Source organism: Rhizobium herbae, assembly GCF_017873135.1.
Classification (GTDB): domain Bacteria; phylum Pseudomonadota; class Alphaproteobacteria; order Rhizobiales; family Rhizobiaceae; genus Pararhizobium; species Pararhizobium herbae.
Window position 1 is genome coordinate 254,290 of the sequence record NZ_JAGGJV010000005.1, and the last position, 18,114, is coordinate 272,403.

17 protein-coding genes are annotated in these 18,114 nt (G+C 61.4%); 10 read left to right on the forward strand and 7 right to left on the reverse strand.

Translation table 11 applies throughout. From position 1 onward, the window contains the following. Window positions 1-176: 176 nt before the first annotated feature. The gene (locus J2Z75_RS15305; protein WP_209853629.1) at window positions 177-872 is read right to left on the reverse strand and encodes an HAD family hydrolase; all 696 of its coding nucleotides are present in this window, start codon (window positions 870-872) and stop codon (window positions 177-179) included. 234 nt (window positions 873-1,106) lie between these two features. On the opposite strand from J2Z75_RS15305, the gene J2Z75_RS15310 reads away from it, so the two are divergent. The 4 genes from J2Z75_RS15310 (at window position 1,107) to J2Z75_RS15325 (ending at window position 4,637) form a co-directional block, all read left to right on the forward strand. Continuing rightward, a complete protein-coding gene (locus tag J2Z75_RS15310) occupies window positions 1,107-1,778 on the forward strand; it encodes a response regulator transcription factor (RefSeq protein ID WP_209853630.1) in 672 nt (223 codons plus the stop codon). Further along, on the forward strand, window positions 1,778-3,109 hold the full coding sequence (locus J2Z75_RS15315; RefSeq protein WP_407692768.1) for a sensor histidine kinase: 1,332 nt from the start codon (window positions 1,778-1,780) through the stop codon (window positions 3,107-3,109). The genes J2Z75_RS15310 and J2Z75_RS15315 overlap by 1 nt, the downstream gene beginning before the upstream one ends. 115 nt (window positions 3,110-3,224) lie before the next feature. Beyond that, a complete protein-coding gene (locus tag J2Z75_RS15320; protein ID WP_209853877.1) occupies window positions 3,225-4,082 on the forward strand; it encodes a DUF3313 domain-containing protein in 858 nt (285 codons plus the stop codon). A gap of 123 nt (window positions 4,083-4,205) precedes the next feature. Then, the gene (locus J2Z75_RS15325) at window positions 4,206-4,637 is read left to right on the forward strand and encodes a DUF1284 domain-containing protein (protein ID WP_209853632.1); all 432 of its coding nucleotides are present in this window, start codon (window positions 4,206-4,208) and stop codon (window positions 4,635-4,637) included. Between the two features lie 38 nt (window positions 4,638-4,675). On the opposite strand, the gene J2Z75_RS15330 is transcribed toward J2Z75_RS15325, so the two are convergent. After that, the gene (locus tag J2Z75_RS15330; protein WP_209853633.1) at window positions 4,676-5,890 is read right to left on the reverse strand and encodes a multidrug effflux MFS transporter; all 1,215 of its coding nucleotides are present in this window, start codon (window positions 5,888-5,890) and stop codon (window positions 4,676-4,678) included. An 11-nt stretch (window positions 5,891-5,901) separates the two neighbouring features. Continuing rightward, the gene (locus J2Z75_RS15335) at window positions 5,902-6,630 is read right to left on the reverse strand and encodes an ArsR/SmtB family transcription factor (RefSeq protein WP_209853634.1); all 729 of its coding nucleotides are present in this window, start codon (window positions 6,628-6,630) and stop codon (window positions 5,902-5,904) included. Between the two features lie 72 nt (window positions 6,631-6,702). Between J2Z75_RS15335 and J2Z75_RS15340 the strand changes: the two genes are divergently transcribed. From J2Z75_RS15340 to J2Z75_RS15350, 3 genes are all read left to right on the forward strand, one after another. Then, the gene (locus J2Z75_RS15340; RefSeq protein WP_209853878.1) at window positions 6,703-7,047 is read left to right on the forward strand and encodes an NIPSNAP family protein; all 345 of its coding nucleotides are present in this window, start codon (window positions 6,703-6,705) and stop codon (window positions 7,045-7,047) included. Next, window positions 7,044-7,406, forward strand: coding sequence for an antibiotic biosynthesis monooxygenase family protein (locus J2Z75_RS15345; RefSeq protein ID WP_209853635.1), 363 nt, complete (start codon window positions 7,044-7,046; stop codon window positions 7,404-7,406). The genes J2Z75_RS15340 and J2Z75_RS15345 overlap by 4 nt, the downstream gene beginning before the upstream one ends. A gap of 174 nt (window positions 7,407-7,580) precedes the next feature. After that, entirely contained in the window at window positions 7,581-8,711 is a 1,131-nt protein-coding gene (locus tag J2Z75_RS15350) for a site-specific DNA-methyltransferase (protein WP_209853636.1), read from the forward strand. A 768-nt stretch (window positions 8,712-9,479) separates the two neighbouring features. Here J2Z75_RS15350 and J2Z75_RS15355 read toward each other — a convergent pair. The 4 genes from J2Z75_RS15355 to mutY all read right to left on the reverse strand — a co-directional run bounded on the left by J2Z75_RS15355 (window position 9,480) and on the right by mutY (window position 12,755). Next, window positions 9,480-10,526: a calcium-binding protein gene (locus J2Z75_RS15355; protein ID WP_209853637.1), complete on the reverse strand. Its 1,047-nt coding sequence runs from the start codon at window positions 10,524-10,526 to the stop codon at window positions 9,480-9,482. Window positions 10,527-10,647: 121 nt separating this feature from the next. Further along, a complete protein-coding gene (locus J2Z75_RS15360) occupies window positions 10,648-11,004 on the reverse strand; it encodes a nuclear transport factor 2 family protein (protein WP_209853879.1) in 357 nt (118 codons plus the stop codon). A 20-nt stretch (window positions 11,005-11,024) separates the two neighbouring features. Then, window positions 11,025-11,639, reverse strand: a complete 615-nt coding sequence (locus J2Z75_RS15365) for an HAD family hydrolase (protein ID WP_209853638.1) — start codon at window positions 11,637-11,639, stop codon at window positions 11,025-11,027. After that, window positions 11,640-12,755, reverse strand: a complete 1,116-nt coding sequence (mutY, locus tag J2Z75_RS15370; RefSeq protein ID WP_407692772.1) for an A/G-specific adenine glycosylase — start codon at window positions 12,753-12,755, stop codon at window positions 11,640-11,642. A gap of 85 nt (window positions 12,756-12,840) precedes the next feature. Between mutY and J2Z75_RS15375 the strand changes: the two genes are divergently transcribed. The 3 genes from J2Z75_RS15375 (at window position 12,841) to J2Z75_RS15385 (ending at window position 18,054) form a co-directional block, all read left to right on the forward strand. Then, complete coding sequence (locus J2Z75_RS15375; RefSeq protein WP_209853640.1) at window positions 12,841-13,347, forward strand: DUF721 domain-containing protein; 507 nt, start codon at window positions 12,841-12,843, stop codon at window positions 13,345-13,347. A 123-nt stretch (window positions 13,348-13,470) separates the two neighbouring features. After that, window positions 13,471-14,400, forward strand: coding sequence for a DsbA family protein (locus J2Z75_RS15380; RefSeq protein ID WP_407692769.1), 930 nt, complete (start codon window positions 13,471-13,473; stop codon window positions 14,398-14,400). A gap of 189 nt (window positions 14,401-14,589) precedes the next feature. After that, complete coding sequence (locus tag J2Z75_RS15385; protein ID WP_209853641.1) at window positions 14,590-18,054, forward strand: chromosome segregation SMC family protein; 3,465 nt, start codon at window positions 14,590-14,592, stop codon at window positions 18,052-18,054. The last annotated feature ends 60 nt before the right edge of the window (window positions 18,055-18,114 follow it).

The following is an 18,114-nucleotide window of genomic DNA, read 5'->3' on the forward strand; positions in this document are numbered from 1 at the left end:
CTCCCCCTCGGCGGGGAGAAAGCAAAATCAAGACCTTAGCGCTAGCTAAGTCTTAGATTTTGCAAGGGGGTAGGGCTTGGAAAAGGACGATCCCCTCACCAACAAAATCTAACACTTTGCTAAAGCTAAGATGTTGATTTTGAATCCTCTCCCGCAAGGGGAGAGGTAACCCTGCCTCAAGCCGTCAGCGATTCCGACCATTCGGACAGCGCGGCAATGACGCCCGGCAATGCGCTCATGCGCGAGATCACCGTTTCGGCGCCGGCTTCGGTCAGCTTGTCGGCATGCGAGGGATAGGTGTGCGACGCACCGGTGAAGCCGACGACGCGCATGCCGGCGGCGATGGCGCCGTGGATGCCGTGGACGGAATCCTCGATCACCAGCACGCGCGACGGATCGATGCCGAACTGTTTGGCGCCGTGCAGGAAGATGTCCGGCTTCGGCTTGACCTTGTCTTCGCCGAGGTCGCGGGCGGAATAGATATGCTTGCCGAAATGGTCCTTGATGCCGACCTTGGCCAGCATCATGGCAAGCCGCGCCGATGTCGAGTTCGAGCAGATGCAATGCGGCAGCTTGATCTGCGCCAGCATCGGCTTGACGCCATCGATGATCTTGAGGTCGTCGGCAAGGCGCTTGTCGAGAATGGCTTCGTTCTTGCCGATGAGACTGGCCGAAAGGGGAATATCGGCTTCCTTCTCGATGGCAAGCAGCGTGTTGCGCCAGGTCATGCCGGCAAAGCGCTCGGCCATTTCCTCGGTGCTGATCGGATAGCCCGATTCCGTCAGAAGCTCGGCCTCGACTTCGCTGGCGATGATTTCCGAATCGACTAGAACGCCGTCGCAGTCGAAGATGATAAGATCAATGCTGGTCATGCCGGGAGTGTCCTTGGGGGAGATGGTGGCCGTTTACACGATGCGGCAGGAAAGCTCAACCGCGCGAAGCGGGAGGCTGGTATGCGCGGGAAGGGCGTTTATGGTCTCGCCGAGTTGCTACGATCAGATCCCGGGTACTATGCGAGCAGCTTTTGCCTGACGGTCCTTTTGTCTCCGTAATGCTGCCGCAACCTTAGCGGCAGAGAAGGACGGAGACGGGAGAGAGAAGGGGCGATGAGACTTCTATTGGTAGAGGACGAGAGGGAACTGGCGGACGCGCTGTCAGCGGCGTTGAGCAAACACGGCATTGTCACCGATCACACCATACATCTTGCAGACGCTTTCGAATTGACGCGTCAGAATAGCTACGATGCGATTCTTCTGGATCGGCGTTTGCCTGATGGCGAAGGGCTGACCTTCATTCCGCTGTTGAGGCGAGCAGGTGCCGACACGCCGATCATTGTGCTGACCGCGCGTAATGAGCCATTGGAGCGTGTCGAAGGGCTGGATGTCGGCGCGGACGATTATCTGGGCAAGCCGTTTCTTGTCGAAGAGCTGATGGCTCGATTGCGCGCGGTTCTGCGACGACCGCCAAGTCTGACGGAACTTCAAATTACGGTGGGCCGGATGCTGATCGATCCCCTGCATTTGAGCGTGACCGTGGGATCAATCCCGTTCGATCTGCCCAGGCGCGAACTTCTCGTCCTGGTGGCGCTGGCCAAGCGGAAAGACAAAACCGTCCTTCGAACGACCCTTGAGGCGGCGGTTTACAATTATGAAGAAGAAATCCAGTCAAACGCACTCGATGCTCATATTTCAAGACTGCGCAAACGACTGCTGGATGCCGGTGCGGGCGTCGCAATCCACAACATCCGGGGCGTCGGATATCTCCTGAAGGAAGAATGATGCACGACAGGTCGCCCCCCTCCCTTTGGTGGAAGCTGAGTTGGCAACTCAGCCTCGTCATCGTCGCCGTGGTTGCAGCAGTCATCATCGGGCTTTGCGTCTACGGGACCATGATCCAATCTCCGAACATCGCCGTGGAGGATAAAATCAGCGCCGTGTTGGCAGAGGCGGCGGAACGCGATGCGCAAGGAAAATTTCTATTGCGGGATACATCGGAACTGAGGTCGCTCAAAACGCAGAACAAGGGACTTTGGTTTGTCGCAGCCACGACGGACGGTGCTTCGGTATCCTACGGCACTGTCCCTGCGGCCTATGCTGAGCTCGCCCATCTGGTGCACCTGTTCCATGATGCAGACATACGAGGGGCCGCCGGTACAGATGAAATCGCATCGGTCGAAAGGGTGGACACTAATGTGGGAGAGGTCCGAATTCTGTTTGGCGGCTTCGCTGACAAAGGCTGGCCCATTCTCGCCCTTCTGGTCGGCACTTACCCGATTTATGTTCCTTTGCTAATTGTCGCCTTGCCTGCGATCTTCCTCGCAGTCCCCCGAATTGTGCGGCGCGCGCTTGCAAGAGTGAGCGAGGTCGCTGACAAAGCATCGCAGATAGAACCCCGCCGGCGGGGAGCACGCCTGCCGGTTGAGGGTATTCCCAAAGAAGTCGCTCCGCTGGTGATCGCATTCAACGGAGCCCTCGATCGGCTTGAGAGTGAGATCAAGAAACGCCAGCGCTTCCTGATCGATGCGGCGCATGAACTCAGAACGCCGATCGCCATCATGCAGACGCGGATCGACGGGATGCCCGAGGGCCAGGAACGCAGGCGGCTGTTGAACGACGTTGCGCGTCTAGCGGAGACTGCCGAACAACTCCTCGATTTTGAGCGGAACGATCAGGCGACCGATCTGCATGAACCGGTCGATCTCGTCGAAATCGCACGAACGGTGGTTGCCGACCTCGCGCCCCAGGCGATTGCTGCTGGCTACCAGATCTGTTTTGAAAGCGAAGTAGACGGCCTCGAACGGCGCGGCAGCCCGTTCGCCTTGCCGAGAGCGATCGGCAATCTGGTTCGCAATGCCATTGACCACGGCGGCAATGGCGGAATGATCACGATATCAGTCTCAGCCGGCGGGCAGGTCAACGTGGTCGATGAAGGGCCCGGCATACCGGCTGAACATCAAGAGCTGGTTTTTGAACCTTTTTATCGCGTTACCCCCAAAAGCAGGGGCGCAGGCCTTGGTTTGAGCCTGGTGAAACAGATCGTCGCCAATCACGGGGGGCAAGTCAGCATCAAAAGCGGCTCGACCGGGACGCAGGTGGCCATCCAGCTCTGATAGACATATCGGTCGCTGTTCGAAGCTATCTGTAATGTTGCGGCAATCCTTCGCTTGCACTGTCCTCCCGGAACATCCGTAACGGAGGCCCGAAAGCGTGCGCAGCAATCCATCGATGAAATCATTCCTCCGACTTGCCGGATGCCGGCCGATATTTCCGTTGATATCTCTATGTCTAGCCTTGGCGGTGAGCGGATGTGCCTCTGTGCCTCTGAAAGAAGGCGGGACGCTCACCTCCTACAGCAATCTTGGCGCGCCCAAGGGAACGTTGTCCAAGTCGCGTGTTTACGTCGATGGGCAGCGCCTGACCGCGGTGAAGACGATCAGCATCGTGCCGACGAGCTTCGCATTCAGCGCCGCATCCCGCGTCAAATCGGACGCCGACCGCCTGATGGTGTCAAACGCTCTGGACCGGGCGCTCTGCATCGCGCTCAGCGACAAGTATCAATTGGTTCCGGCCGGCCAGCCGGCGGACATGACGATCCGGTCCGTCGTCACCGACATCGTCCCCACGAACAAGGCAATGGCAGGTGTTGCAACCGCGGTGACCGTAGGCACCGGCTTTGTCTTGCCCATCGGTGTGCCGCGCCTGCCCGTCGGCCTCGGAGGACTTGCTGTCGAGGCGGAGGCCGTCGATAGCGGCGGCGTCCAGCGTGCGGCAATGGTGTGGGCTCGCGGGGCAAACTCGATCCAGAACAAACCGCGGGTTTCGCAGGTCGGGGACGCCTATGGCCTCGCCTCGAAGTTCGGGAGCGACTTCTCCCGAATGCTCATCGCCGGCAAGGAACCGAAAGGCTTGGATATTTCCCTTCCTTCCAGGCAGCGGATGCAATCCCTGCTCGGCGGCAAACCGAAATATGCTGCGTGTGATGCGTTCGGCCGGGCGCCCGGATTGGTCGGGGCCGTGGCCGCCAATTACGGTGCGCCGCCGGAATGGACCGACAAGAAGCCCAAACCGCTCATGACGCATTGACGCAATACCAAGTCTCAATGATAGGAACCGTCCCATAGGTTCCTATCATCGAGACTTGGTATAAGTTGCCGCGGTGGGCATTTATCGCGTAGCGTCGCATTTGCGGTCTTAGTATAAGCCCTCATGACCGTCCGTCTGCGCCCGCATCACCTTCTCTGCATGCTGACCTTCGTCGGCAAGGGCTATACGCAGGCCTTCACCGAAAACTATATCCGCATCGCCGCCCGGCTCTCCGAGGGCGAGGATATCCTTGTGGTCGAAGGGCCGGACGATGTCTGCGGGCCGATGCTGGGCGAGCCGGACAGGCACTGTCTTGACGGGAGCGTGACGGAGCGGGATCTGAAGGCGAGCCAAGCGGTCGAGGCTTTGCTCGGCATGTCTGCCGGCCCGGGCGCTTCGATCTGCCCCGATGCGGATTTTCTCGGGCGCATGCGTGGTGCTTTCAGGGCAGGCTCCATCCGTGAAGGATGCGCCCGTTGCGAATGGTCGCCGCTCTGCACCGGCATTGCTGCTTCAAACTTCGACGGCGTGCTCGTGGCGCCGCTCGATCGGTGACGCCATGCGCAGAAGTCCCCAACTCTTGCCGGCTTTCTCTATCGCATGGCCTCCACCGGTGCGGCATCGCCCCGCGCTGCAAGCTCGGCCAGAGCGAGCGCACTGAGGCCCGCGACAAAGAATCCGGCCGACAGGGTGAACGTCGTACCGTCATAAAACGCGCCCATTGCGATGGCGAACAGGGTCGCGATCAGGCTCGATCCGGAGGCGATCAACGACGCGCCCAGACCCGCAACCTGCCCAAGCGAGCGCATGGCCATGGCGTTCAGGTTGCCGAACAGCACGCCGATCGCAAAGAACGCCGAAAAGGCAAGCACCATCAGGACCGGCAGGGGTGGTCGTCCAGCCCAAAATCCGGATGCCGCCAGCATCAACAGGCCCGCCGCCGCCAAGCCGACAAAGCCGTAGCGGGCCATGGCGTCCGACCCAGAGCGCTGCACGAGCTTGGCGTTGAGGAACGAGGCAAGTCCGATCGCCGTGGCCAGAGCCGCAAAATACAACGGGAAAGTTGCTGCGATCCCGTAGGCATCGAAGAACAGGTCAGCCGCCGTGCTGAGGTAGAGCAGCTGCGCACCGAAGACCAGACCGGTCGCAACGATCAGCAACGTCACGCGCCGGTTCGACAGGATGCGCCGCCCGTTCAACAACAGGAGCTTTGGGCGAAACGGAATCCGCTTGTCTGCCGGCAATGTTTCCGGTTGCCGCATCACCAGCCAGAAGCCGAGAAGCCCCGCCACCGCGAGATAGACCCCGAAGACGCTGCGCCAGCCTCCGACGGCGATGATGCCTTGCGCCAGGGTCGGCGCCAGCATCGGCACGAGAATGAAGAGCGTGAACATAAACGACATCACCCGCGCCATCGCATCGCCCTCGAACTGGTCGCGGATCATCGCCCGCGTGGCGATCTTCGGCCCGGAGACGCCGATCCCCTGAACAAACCGGCCGAGAATCACCATTTCCAGTGAACCAGCCGCCATGGCGATCACCGTTCCGAGCGCATAGACACAAAGGCCGAGAGCAAGCGCCTTCTTTCGTCCCATCGCGTCGGACAGCGGCCCGAGCAGCAACTCTCCGAACGCCATGCCAAGGATGAAAAGCGATATGACGTGCTGGGTCGAGAGTGGTGGCGCGGTGCCGACATCAGCGCCGATCTGACGCAATCCCGGCAATAGCGCATCGATGCTGATGGAGGTCAGCGAGGTCAGACAGGCATAGAGAGCGATACGTTCGCGGAAACTGGTTGGGGATGTCATTGGCTGCTGGTTCAGGCTTCGACGGCGTGCTCGTGGCGGCGTTCGATGGGGGACTGTGCGGGCAGGGGAAAGAGTTTCAAGAATTCCTTCTCGCCGGTGCCGGTGAAACGTATGGCGCGGCTGTCCGGCTCACGCTTGGCCCAGCCCTTGTCGAGAAACAGGGTCAGTAGCGCTTGACCGAGCGAGCCGGAGAGATGCGAACGGCGTTCGCTCCAGTCGAGGCAGGTGCGGCAGACCGGTCTGCGCAATTTGGCAAGTGCTGGAAGATCGATGCCGAGCGCCGTCATCTTGCTCGTGCCGAATTGCGTCAGCGCCAGCTTGTCGCCGACGCCGGCGATCGCTTCCTCGGCCACGAGGCTGTCGAGCAAGCGCACGCCGTAGTCACCGGCCAGGTGATTGTAGCAGACGCGTGCCTTGCGCAGTGCCGGATCCTTCGGGCCGGTGCGGTGGCGGGTGAAACCGCGATAGGCGGCAAAACCCATCAGCCCTTCGATTATGAGGCCGACATCGTCATCGGCGAGCGTGAAATAGCGGTGGCGGCCCTGCTTGCGCTGCGTAATCAGGCCACCGACCTCCAGTTTCGACAAATGCGAACTGGCGGTCTGCAAGGTGATCCCCGCTGTCCCGGCAAGCTCCGTCGCCGTCAACGCCTTGCCGCCGGTGAGCGCGGTCAGCATGTTGGCGCGGGCGGGATCGCCGATCAGCGATCCGATCTGGGCTATGTCCGGTCCTTCTTTCATACTTCGATGCTAACCGAAGCATCGAGCGCAATCAAGATGGCAGAAAGGATCATCGAAACGAAGGAGACCAAGATGATCACCTGCTTCATCCGCTACGAGATCGACCCGTTCAAGCGCGAGGAATTCGCAACCTATGCCCGCAACTGGGGACAAGTGATCCCGCGCAACGGCGCCGACCTGATCGGCTATTTCGGCCCGCACGAAGGCTCGGCCACCACGGCTTATGCCGCCTACAATGTCGAGAACATGGCGGCCTACGAGATCTACCGCGCAAAGCTTGCCGCCGATCCGCTGGGTATCGAAAACTACGCCTTCGCCAGGAAGGAGCGGTTCATCTTCAAGGAAGACCGGATTTTCCTCAAGAACCTTTCCGCTCCGCATGCCCAGGCCCTGCACACAGGCGGGATCGCGTCATGATCGCCGTCATCTTCGAGGTCACGCCGGTCTATGGCCGGCGCAGCACCTATCTCGATCTCGCAGCCCAACTTCACACCAAGCTGGACAGGATCGATGGCTTCCTGTCGATCGAGCGGTTCGAAAGCCTGAAAATGCCGGGAAAAATCTTGTCCCTGTCTTTCTGGCGCGACGAGGCGGCGGTCGCCACATGGCGCAACGGCCCGGAGCATCGGGCCGCCCAGCATGCCGGGCGCAACGGCACTTTCGCCGACTACCGCCTGCGTATCGCCGGCGTCATCCGCGACTATGGCATGACGGAGCGGGACGAGGCGCCGGAGGATAGCCGGGCCTTTCATGAGGCAAGGGAGCGCATCCAGTAAATGCCCGGAAAAGTGCTTCCATCGTCGATGGCGGGAGCATCAAGCCGAGAAGCTGTTGCTGCATCCTCCTGTATCATTTCACAAATTTCGTCTGCGCCTTCAGCATTTGGTAACCAAGTTCGGTAACCATAAGGGCTGAAATCAGTTCCGAGTAAGCGTAGGTGCGAGTTGTCCATGTCATCAGTTGTTTCAACGGCCGAAATCTCCCGCGCCGCCAGCCCTGCCGGCTGGCTGAATTCCATCATCAAGGGCGATTGCGTCGCAGCGCTTGAAGCGCTTCCCGACAATTCCGTCGATGTGGTCTTCGCCGACCCACCGTACAACCTCCAGCTCGGCGGTTCGCTGCACCGGCCCGACCAGTCGCTGGTCGATGCGGTCGATGACGAATGGGACCAGTTCGTCTCCTTCGAGGCCTACGACGCCTTCACCCGCGCCTGGCTGCTTGCCTGCCGCCGCGTCCTGAAGCCCACCGGCACGCTCTGGGTCATCGGCTCCTACCACAATATCTTCCGCGTCGGTGCGACCTTGCAGGACCTCAACTTCTGGATCCTCAACGACATCATCTGGCGCAAGACCAACCCGATGCCCAACTTCAAGGGCCGCCGGTTCCAGAACGCTCATGAGACGCTGATCTGGGCAAGCCCCAGCGCCAAGGGCAAGGGCTATACCTTCAACTACGATGCGCTGAAGGCCTCCAACGACGACGTGCAGATGCGCTCCGACTGGCTGTTTCCGATCTGCTCGGGCGGCGAGCGGCTGAAGGGCGACGACGGCAAGAAGGCGCATCCGACGCAGAAGCCGGAAGCCCTTTTGGCGCGTATCCTGATGGCATCGACCAAGCCCGGCGACGTGGTGCTCGATCCGTTCTTCGGCTCCGGTACGACCGGTGCCGTTGCCAAGCGTCTCGGCCGCAACTTTGTCGGTATCGAACGCGAGCAGGTCTATATCGATGCAGCATCCGAACGGATCGCCGCTGTCGAACCGCTCGGCAAGGCGACCCTGTCGGTCATGACCGGCAAGAAGGCCGAGCCGCGCGTCGCTTTCAATACGCTGATCGAAAGCGGCATGATCAAGCCCGGTACGGTTCTGACCGATGCGAGACGCCGCTACAGCGCCATCGTGCGTGCCGACGGAACGGTTGCCAGCGGTGGCGACGCCGGCTCGATCCATCGCCTCGGCGCCAAGGTGCAGGGGCTCGATGCCTGCAACGGCTGGACCTTCTGGCATTATGACGACGGCACATCGCTCAAGCCGATCGACGACCTGCGTGCCGTCATTCGCAGCGACATGGCCAGGATCAACTGATCCGAACCTCCGGTCGAGACATCAATCAACGCCGCGCAATCCGCAACGGATGCGCGGCGTTCGTTTTGGTGGCTGGAAACGGGATTGGGTCGACAAACCGCCCGGGCTAGGATTCTCCCGTCGGGGCCATCAGCACGCCGAAACACTCGGCGCAATAGCCGTGCTGATAGCCGATGGTCTGCCAGGGCTCGACCGGATTCTCGCAACAGATGCAATGGATAACCCAACGGGATGGACTTTCCGAATTCAGGTCCCGTGCATGTTGCTGGTTCGCGAATTTTTTCGAGGCTTCCGTGTTTCCGTTCATATGCACTGCCTTTCTTGCTTGCGTATGGGAACGGCGTGCGACAACATAAGTTTCATAAATTTTGACGTGTTTTCAACAAGGCGAGTTGGTCCTTGGACCCGGCAGCCGCCCATGCGGCTTAAAAAAATCGAGCGAATTCGAGGATGGAATCAGCAAGCCATGATCCGGCTTTTAGAACAATTTAACCATCCTGCTTGTAATCTGCTCACAAGCAGGACGACCGTGTGATCAACCATACGAGGCGCGCGGGGCAACCCGTAAATTGCTTGACCGCGCGGTCGCAGGATCACCCGGTTCAGAAATAGTTTTCGTCCGGTTTAGTACCTTCAGTCCCGGAGGAAGACTTAAACGCCCAGGATCCGGAATGGTCCTGGGCGTTTCTGCTTCCGCCGATACGCGAAATAAAAAAGCCCCGCCCGATGAACGGGCGGAGCTCTGCATTTTGTTGATGGATGTTCGGCTTACAGAATGAAGTCGTCGGCATACATCTTGGTAACGCCGTCCACCTTGATGTGAAAGTCGGAATAGCCGTCGCCGTCCGTGTCGCCGGCAAGGACCCCGTTCGATGCAAATCGCAATTCGCCCGCCTTGCCGTGGAACGACTGGCCGCTGATGAAGGTGAACTTCTGATTGCCGCTGATCAGCTCGTTGGCGTCGATCGTCGAGAGATCGATGACATCGAATTCCGAACGGTGGAAGTCCTCGATGACATCACGCTTGCTGCCGACGGCCGATTCGCTGATGGTATTGAAGTCGAAGATATCGGCGCCGGTGCCGCCATTGAGGAGGTCGAAGCCGGAGCCGCCGGACAGAAAGTCGTCGCCCGAGCCGCCCAGAAGATCGTCGTTGCCGGCACCGCCATAGAGATCGTCCGCGCCGCCGAGGCCTTCGAGGATGTCGTTGCCGCCAAGCCCCTTCAGCACGTTGCTGCCGGTGCTGCCGGTGATATCGTCATGGCCATAGTTCGTGCCGGTCGCATTCTCGATGCTGATCAGGTCTTCGCGGTGGCCCGTCGTCGTCGAAGCACGCTTGGCGCCCAGATCGATGGTGACGCCCTTGCCGCGCTGCGAGGCATAGTCGTCCTGCAGCTCGTAGCTGATCGTGTCGATACCGCTGCCGCCGTTGAAATAGTTGTCGACACCAACCGACAGGAAGACATCGGTGCCCGCATCGCCATAATAGTCGCTGCGCTCGGTATCGACTTCGAAGCGGTCATTGCCGTTGCCGCCCGAAACGACGTCATAGTCACTGGCATCGCCGGCGCTGATGTCGGCGATGTACAAGTCGTTGCCGTCGCCGAGATTGATGTCGTTGCCGCCTTCGAAATAATTGACGACCTTGTCATTGCCGGTACCGGCGTCGACATAGTTCAAGCCGCCATATTTGCTGGTGACGTTCAGGTAGACGGTATCGTTGCCGCCACCGGCATAAACATCTACCGGACCGGTGCTGTAGTCGCTCTGGACGATGTAGTTGTTGCTGCTGGTGCCGTTGATGATTTTTGCCATGGAAACGCGGCCTTTCGGTGAGTTGCGATTCTATATTTCGAGGCCGATCATGCCGCCCATAAGGTGAATGATACCTGAACCAATTGCGGCGATTTGGTGATTTCAAAAAGGGGATTTGATGTCACAAATCAGTGACATCGACACTGACGATCCGGCCTTCGCTGTCGAACGTGATGATTTCCTCGCCCTGTCGCTGGAGACGTGCGCCGGTAAGCGTGCTGGTGGCGGTCAGATGCCAGACGGAGCGTGCCGCCACGGCGGATATGGGTTCGACCAGGCTGTCTTCGGCGACCTGATCGGGATACTCGCTAAAATAGCGCCGGAACGCCGCCATGATGTCGGCACGCCCTTTCAGGCCGCCAATCCCGCCGGAGGAATAGGTCGCGTCTTCGGTGAAGAAATTTTCGATCACGGCGAAATCGAGATCGCTGATGGCGGCGTGATAACGTGTGGCAAGGGCGACGGGGTCAAGGGGCATGGTCATTCCTGTATCCGTCGTCATACCGCCAGCCCGTAGGACAGAAGATCGGCCTGGAGCGTCTGCGGATCGGTGAAATGCACGGCATGCCAGCCGGCGGCCCGCGCGCCCTCGACATTGACCATGCTGTCGTCGATGAACAGCGTTGCCGCCGGATCGAGGTCGAAGGATTTTGCGTGGGTCTGGTAGATCGCCACGTCCGGCTTGATCAGCCGGGTATCGCCGGAGACCGTGACGCCGCGCGGAAGAGTGAGAAACGGAAACAGCTTCTGCGCTTCCTTGTAGGTGTCGGAGGCGAAATTGGTCAGCATGGTCACGTCGTAGCCCTTGGCGATCAGGCTTTCCATGATCGAGACGCATTCGACATAGGCATGCGGCACCATCTCGTGCCAGTATTTGCGGAAGGCGCGGATGCTCTCCGCATGCGTTGGGTGTTCCGCGATCAAAAGGTCTTCCGCCTCCCGCCAGCTGCGGCCGCGGTCCTGCTCGATGTTCCAGTCATGTGTGCAGACATTGGCGAAGAACCACTTGCGCTCCGCGTCGTCGGGAATGATCCGGGAGAAGGGGATATGCGGATCGTAATGGATCAGCACCCTGCCGATGTCGAAGACGATGTGGCGGATCTCGATGCTCATTCAGGTGTTCCTCAGTTCGTCCAGTGGTCCGCGCCGGCTTTTGAAGGCATGCGGTATAGCCTGGGCGATTGCTTTTTTCATGACGGTCGGCAACGCCTGAGCCTCGAGCGAGGCGAGCGGCTCCCACCAGCCGTTTCCTGTTTTGTTCTGGGTGGCGACATTGGCCCGATAGATCGACAAGCGCAATTCAAAATGCGTGAAAATATGCGTGATTGTTCCGCAGGGTTCCCACGGTGCGGCAAAAGGCTGCGCCGCGATCGTGTTGTCGCCGTCGATGCGCGACGTCCATGGCGTGCCCGGTACCTCCGTCATGCCGCCGAGCAGGCCGGTCTCGCCACGTTTCTGCAGATAGACCGCGCCGTCGGCGCCGCTGGCCACGAAGGCGGCCCCGACCCGCAGCGGCTTTTCCTTTTTGGCTGCCTTGCGCGGAAAGGTTTCCGGATCCGCCGTCTTCAGCGCCAGACAGTCGTCGTTCAGGGGACAGAGTGCGCAGGCCGGCCGCTTCGGCGTGCAGATCGTCGCGCCGAGATCCATCATCCCTTGCGCAAAATCGCCCGGCCGGCCGGTCGGCGTCATTTCCGCGACGAGGGCTCGCATCTGTAGTTTTGCCGCAGGCAGCGGCGTTTCGATCGCGTGCAGCCGTGAGATCACCCGCTCGACATTGCCGTCGAGCACCGCACTCTGCCGGTTGAACGCGATGGCGGACACGGCTGCTGCAGTGTAGTCGCCGATGCCCGGCAGCGCCTTCAACCCTTCCTCCGTATCCGGAAACACACCGCCATGATCACGGGCGACGGCCTCGGCGCATTTCTTCAGGTTGCGCGCCCGGGCGTAGTAGCCGAGCCCCGCCCAGGCCTTCATCACCTCTTCGGTGTCGGCCGCAGCCAGGTCCATGACCCTTGGCCAGAGCTGGAGGAATTTTTGGAAATAGGGCTTCACCGCCTGCACGGTGGTCTGTTGAAGCATCACTTCCGAAAGCCATATGTGATAGGGGTCGGCGACCACGCCATCCCGCGCCATCGGCGGCGAGACGCGCCAGGGCAGATCGCGATGATGCCGGTCGTACCAGGAAAGAAGGCGTATGGCCGCATCGGCCGATTTCATTGTCTGCTGCATCATTTGCCGGACGGTTGATTGGACCCTATACTTGGACAAGTGTTCGCCATCCTTCAAGGCGAAATCGGAAACCGGAAGCCTTGTGTTGAAACAACCTTATACCCGCAAGGGCGGCCTGCAGATCAGCGAGATCGCCAACGGCCTGATCGATCCGGTGCTGGCCAAGCGCGCCGGTATCAACACGTTGCTGCTCGGCTCCTGGGACGAGATCGCCGGCGAGGATTTCGCCGATTGCACCCGGCCGGAAAAGATCGCCTGGCCGCGCCGCGCCTCGGAAATGGCGGGCGAGGGCGGCTACCAGCCCGGGGTGCTGACAATTGCCTGCGAAGGCGCGCGCGCCCTGTTCCTCACCCATGCGCAGGGCGAACTGATCCAGCGGATCAACGGCTTCTTCGGTTTTCCGGCGATCAACCAGATGCGCATCGTCCAGAAGCCGGTCTCGCCGCCGCCCAAGCCCTACCGCAAGCCCAAGCCCTTGACCGGCGAACGGGCGCGGCATCTGGAGACGATGGTCGATGGCATCGAGAGCGATGCGCTGAAGGCGGCGCTGACGCGGCTTGGCACGGCCGTGCTGTCGGCTCGTAAAAAGTGAGCGGGAACATCAGCCGGTCACAATTGTTTGAACTTTGGTGAGCGACAGCCCCTTGTGGCCCCGGACAAGGCAAGTTATCGAATTTTCGACCGTTTTCGTTCATCCCCTTACACAGGTGAAACCATGTCCCTTTCTGAAATGAGCCCCTTCAAGCGTCTGTTGAGCGGCGTGGCCGTGGCTGCCATCGCCGTCACGCTTGCCGCCTGCAGCGACGAGAAGAAGGATGCGGCCGCAACGGCTCCTGCGACGGAAACCACCGACACGGCCACCAAGACCGAGATCAAGCCTGCGGACGGCGGCTCGATGATGTCATCCGCCACGGCAATGAAGCCGGCCGACAATTCGATGATGGCTGCCACGAAGACCGAGGTAAAGCCGGTTGACGGTACGATGACCTCCTCGACCATGTCGTCCACTGCCACGCCGGCAACTGCCGAGGCCAACCAGACGCAGATGGCGCAGGCAGCCGCGCCCGCAACCAAGATTGAAATTCCGCAGTCGGAAGGCGAAGTGGATGTCGCCAAGTTGATGGAGCCGGGTCCGCTGCCGGAAATGGCGCTCGGCAAGGCCGATGCCAAGGTGACGATCGTCGAATACATGTCGATGACCTGCCCGCATTGCGCCCGCTTCCACAACCAGACCTTCGATGCGATCAAGACGAAATATGTCGATAGCGGCCAGGTTCGTTTCGTCGTGCGCGAATTCCCGTTCGATCCGCGCGCGGCTGCTGCCTTCATGCTGGCGCGCTGCGCCCCGGAAGGCCAGTATTTCCCGATGGTGTCCATGCTGTTCAAGCAGCAGGAAACCTGGGCTGCCGCGCCGAACGGCCGCGATGCGCTGCTGCAGATGTCGAAACTCGCCGGTTTTACACAGGAGAGCTTCGAGGCCTGCTTGACGAACCAGAAACTTCTGGATGATGTGCAGGCAACGATGCAGAAGGGCGAGAAGGATTTCGGCGTCAAGGCCACCCCGACCTTCTTCATCAATGGCAAGCAGTATTCCGGAGAAATGTCGGTTGACACCATGTCGGCCCTTATCGACACGATGCTCTGATCCCTCGCGTTTCCAGCAAACGATCGACGGGCGCCTTTGTGCGCCCGTTTTTTTGTCTTTCTTCTCCCCGGCGGGGAGAAGTGCCGAGCATCGCGAGGCGATGAGGGGGAACCCCGGGCGTGGAACCACCCCCTCATCCGGCCCTTCGGGCCACCTTCTCCCCGTTGGGGAGAAGAGGGGGCATGCCGCATGAAATTCACCAAACTCCGCCTTCTCGGCTTCAAGTCCTTCGTCGAGCCCTCCGAATTCGTCATCGAGCGCGGGCTGACCGGCGTCGTCGGGCCGAACGGCTGCGGCAAGTCCAATCTGGTCGAAGCGCTGCGCTGGGTGATGGGGGAGAATTCCTACAAGAACATGCGCGCGTCCGGCATGGACGACGTGATCTTTTCCGGTTCCGGCAATCGCCCGGCCCGTAACACGGCCGAAGTCGGGCTCTATCTCGACAATTCCGACCGCACGGCTCCCGCGGCTTTCAACGACAGCGATGAAATCCAGGTGACGCGGCGGATCGAGCGGGAGAACGGCTCGGTCTACCGCATCAACGGCAAGGAAGCCCGCGCCAAGGATGTGCAGCTGCTGTTTGCCGATGCCTCGACCGGCGCGCGGTCGCCGTCGATGGTCGGCCAGGGGCGGATCGGCGAACTGATCGCGGCCAAGCCGCAGGCCCGGCGTCAGCTGCTCGAAGAGGCCGCCGGCATTTCCGGGCTGCATTCGCGCCGTCACGAGGCAGAGCTGCGGCTGAAGGGGGCCGAGACCAATCTCGAGCGGCTGGAGGACGTTACCTCCCAGCTCGAAAGCCAGATCGAAAGCCTGAAGCGCCAGTCGCGCCAGGCCAACCGCTTCAAGATGCTGTCGGCCGATATCCGTCGCCATGAGGCGATGCTTCTGCATATCCGCTGGGTGCAGGCCAAGGAGGCCGAGGGCGAAGCAGACAGCCAGTTGAACCAGGCAACGTCCCTGGTGGCCGAAAAGGCCCAGGCACAGATGGAAGCGGCGAAGGCACAGGGCATTGCCAGCCTGAAACTGCCGGAACTGCGCGAAGGCGAGGCCCGCGCGGCGGCGGCATTGCAGCGGTTGCAGATCGCCAAGTCGCAGCTGGAAGAAGACGCCGGCCGTATCCTGCGCCGCCGTGACGAATTGCAGCGCCGCCTGTCGCAGCTGGCCGAGGACATCGTTCGCGAAGAGCGTCTGGTCGCCGACAATGCCGGTATTCTGGCCCGTCTGGATGAGGAGGAAAGCGAGCTTGCCGAGCTGCTGGCTGAAGCGGGTGACCGGGCTGAAGAAGCGCGTGAAAAGCTTGCCGATGTCAGCGACAGGTTGGCTGCGAGCGAGCGCCAGCTCGGGCTGTTGACGGCCGAACGCGCCGAGGCGCAGGCATCGCGCAACCAGCTCGAAAAGACCATCCGCGATCTTACCGAGCGGCAGGCACGGCTTGCCCGGCAATTATCCGACCAGAACCGCGACCTCGACGAACTCGACCGGCAGATTGCAACGCTGCCCGATCCGCAGGAAAAGCGCGAGGAAGTCGAGGCGGTCGAGGTTGCGCTCGAAAATGCGGAAAACGCCGTCGCCGATATCGAGGAGGCGCTGAACGCGGCTCGCCTCGCCGAAGTCGCGGCGCGTCCGTCGGTCGAGGCGGCCCGCGCCCGGCTGAACGGCATAGAGACAGAAGCCCGCACGATCCGGCGTATGCTGGATGCGTCGGCGGTGCAGGGGGCTGCCCCGCCGGTGGTCGACGACATGAAGGTCGATCGCGGTTTCGAGACGGCGCTAGGTGCAGCACTCGGCGAAGATCTGGAATCACCGCTCGATCCGGGTGCGCCCGCCCATTGGCGTGCGCCCGGCGATGCCTCCGGTGATCCGCAGCTACCCGATGGCGCGGTGCCGCTGACGAAACATGTGCGTGCGCCCAAAGCGCTCGATCGCGGCCTTTTGCAGATCGGCATTGTCGAGAATGACGCCACGGCGGAACGGTTGTTGCCGCTGTTGAAAACCGGCCAGCGGCTGGTGACGCGCGAGGGTGCGGTCTGGCGCTGGGATGGCCATGTCACGGGCGCCGATGCGCCGAGTGCGGCTGCGCTGCGACTTGAACAGAAGAACCGTCTTGCCGAACTCGAAGGCGAACTCACTGAGGCGCGTGATGAGCTGACCGCGCGCGAAGCCGAGCTTGCCACTGCGGCCGCGCGCATCCGCGCCGAGGACGAGCGCCTGCGCCTGTCGCGCGAATCCCAGCGCATGGTCGTGCGCAAGCTGGCCGAGGCCCGCGATGCTCTGGCCGCTGCCGAGCGCGCCTCCGGCGATCTCGTCCGCCGCCGCGCCGTGCTGGCCGAAACCAGCAGCCAGCTTTCTTTGCAGGTCGAGGAGATCGGCGAGCAGATGGAAGGCGCCCGCGAGGCGCTGGAGGATGCACCGGACCTTGGCCAGCTGGAGCAGAAGCTGAACAGCCAAATGACCGCCGTTGCCACGGACCGGGCGCTGGTGGCCGAAGCCCGCGCCATCAACGATGGTCTCGCCCGCGAAAACGAAGCCCGCGAGCGTCGTATCCGCTCGATCGCTGCCGAGCGTCAGACCTGGAACGCGCGGGCAGCGAGTGCCCAGGAGCATATCGAAACCCTGCGCGAGCGCGAAAGCGAAGCGCGCGAGGAAGCCGAGGAACTGCTCGAAGCGCCCGACGAATTCGACGAGAAGCGCCGGGCACTCATGAGCGAGCTGTCGAAGGCTGAAGAGGCGAGGCGGCAGGCGGCGGATATTCTGGCTGTAGCCGAAACGCGACAGCGCGATGCCGACCGCATCGCCGTCACGGCGCTGTCGGAACTGGCCGAGACGCGCGAAAAACGCGGCCGCGCCGAGGAGCGGCTTGTCTCCGCCCGGGAAAAGCGGGTCGAGGTCGAAGCCCGCATCCGCGAAGCGCTGAACTGCGCCCCGCATGAGGTGATGCGGCTCACCGATCTCGCCGTCGATGGCGATCTGCCCGACATCCGCCAGATCGAACGGGAACTGGAGCGTCTGAAGATCGAGCGCGAACGGCTGGGTGCGGTCAACCTGCGGGCTGAGGAAGAGCAGAAGGAACTGTCCGACAAGCTCGATGCCATGCTCAAGGAGCGCGAGGACGTCATCGACGCGATCCGCAAGCTGCGGACTGCGATCCAGAGCCTCAATCGCGAAGGCCGCGAGCGGCTGCTGGCGGCCTTCGATGTGGTCAACGCGCAGTTCCAGCGGCTCTTCACCCATCTGTTCGGCGGTGGCACGGCGGAGTTGCAGCTTATCGAGAGCGAGGATCCGCTCGACGCCGGCCTCGAAATCCTCGCCCGTCCGCCCGGCAAGAAGCCGCAGACGATGACGCTCTTGTCAGGCGGCGAGCAGGCGCTGACGGCGATGGCGCTGATCTTCGCCGTCTTCCTCACCAATCCGGCGCCGATCTGCGTTCTCGACGAAGTCGATGCGCCGCTCGACGACCACAATGTCGAGCGCTACTGCAACCTGATGGATGAGATGGCCGCCTCCACCGAGACCCGCTTCGTCATCATCACCCACAATCCGATCACCATGGCCCGCATGAACCGCCTGTTCGGCGTCACGATGGCGGAGCAAGGGGTCAGCCAGCTGGTTTCGGTAGACCTGCAGACGGCGGAGCAGCTGCGCGAAGCGGTCTGAGAATCGATTGTCGCAAACCAGTGCTTATGATATACTTTTTTCAAACGTATATCATGGAGG

What these genes read in the sequence shown, in the direction of transcription:
- J2Z75_RS15305 (WP_209853629.1), bottom strand. Translation starts at nt 872, where the DNA reads ATGACCAGCATTGATCTTATCATCTTCGACTGCGACGGCGTTCTAGTC.
- J2Z75_RS15310 (WP_209853630.1), top strand. Translation starts at nt 1,107, where the DNA reads ATGAGACTTCTATTGGTAGAGGACGAGAGGGAACTGGCGGACGCGCTG.
- J2Z75_RS15315 (WP_407692768.1), top strand. Translation starts at nt 1,778, where the DNA reads ATGCACGACAGGTCGCCCCCCTCCCTTTGGTGGAAGCTGAGTTGGCAA.
- J2Z75_RS15320 (WP_209853877.1), top strand. Translation starts at nt 3,225, where the DNA reads ATGAAATCATTCCTCCGACTTGCCGGATGCCGGCCGATATTTCCGTTG.
- J2Z75_RS15325 (WP_209853632.1), top strand. Translation starts at nt 4,206, where the DNA reads ATGACCGTCCGTCTGCGCCCGCATCACCTTCTCTGCATGCTGACCTTC.
- J2Z75_RS15330 (WP_209853633.1), bottom strand. Translation starts at nt 5,890, where the DNA reads ATGACATCCCCAACCAGTTTCCGCGAACGTATCGCTCTCTATGCCTGT.
- J2Z75_RS15335 (WP_209853634.1), bottom strand. Translation starts at nt 6,630, where the DNA reads ATGAAAGAAGGACCGGACATAGCCCAGATCGGATCGCTGATCGGCGAT.
- J2Z75_RS15340 (WP_209853878.1), top strand. Translation starts at nt 6,703, where the DNA reads ATGATCACCTGCTTCATCCGCTACGAGATCGACCCGTTCAAGCGCGAG.
- J2Z75_RS15345 (WP_209853635.1), top strand. Translation starts at nt 7,044, where the DNA reads ATGATCGCCGTCATCTTCGAGGTCACGCCGGTCTATGGCCGGCGCAGC.
- J2Z75_RS15350 (WP_209853636.1), top strand. Translation starts at nt 7,581, where the DNA reads ATGTCATCAGTTGTTTCAACGGCCGAAATCTCCCGCGCCGCCAGCCCT.
- J2Z75_RS15355 (WP_209853637.1), bottom strand. Translation starts at nt 10,526, where the DNA reads ATGGCAAAAATCATCAACGGCACCAGCAGCAACAACTACATCGTCCAG.
- J2Z75_RS15360 (WP_209853879.1), bottom strand. Translation starts at nt 11,004, where the DNA reads ATGCCCCTTGACCCCGTCGCCCTTGCCACACGTTATCACGCCGCCATC.
- J2Z75_RS15365 (WP_209853638.1), bottom strand. Translation starts at nt 11,639, where the DNA reads ATGAGCATCGAGATCCGCCACATCGTCTTCGACATCGGCAGGGTGCTG.
- mutY (WP_407692772.1), bottom strand. Translation starts at nt 12,755, where the DNA reads ATGCAGCAGACAATGAAATCGGCCGATGCGGCCATACGCCTTCTTTCC.
- J2Z75_RS15380 (WP_407692769.1), top strand. Translation starts at nt 13,471, where the DNA reads ATGTCCCTTTCTGAAATGAGCCCCTTCAAGCGTCTGTTGAGCGGCGTG.
- J2Z75_RS15385 (WP_209853641.1), top strand. Translation starts at nt 14,590, where the DNA reads ATGAAATTCACCAAACTCCGCCTTCTCGGCTTCAAGTCCTTCGTCGAG.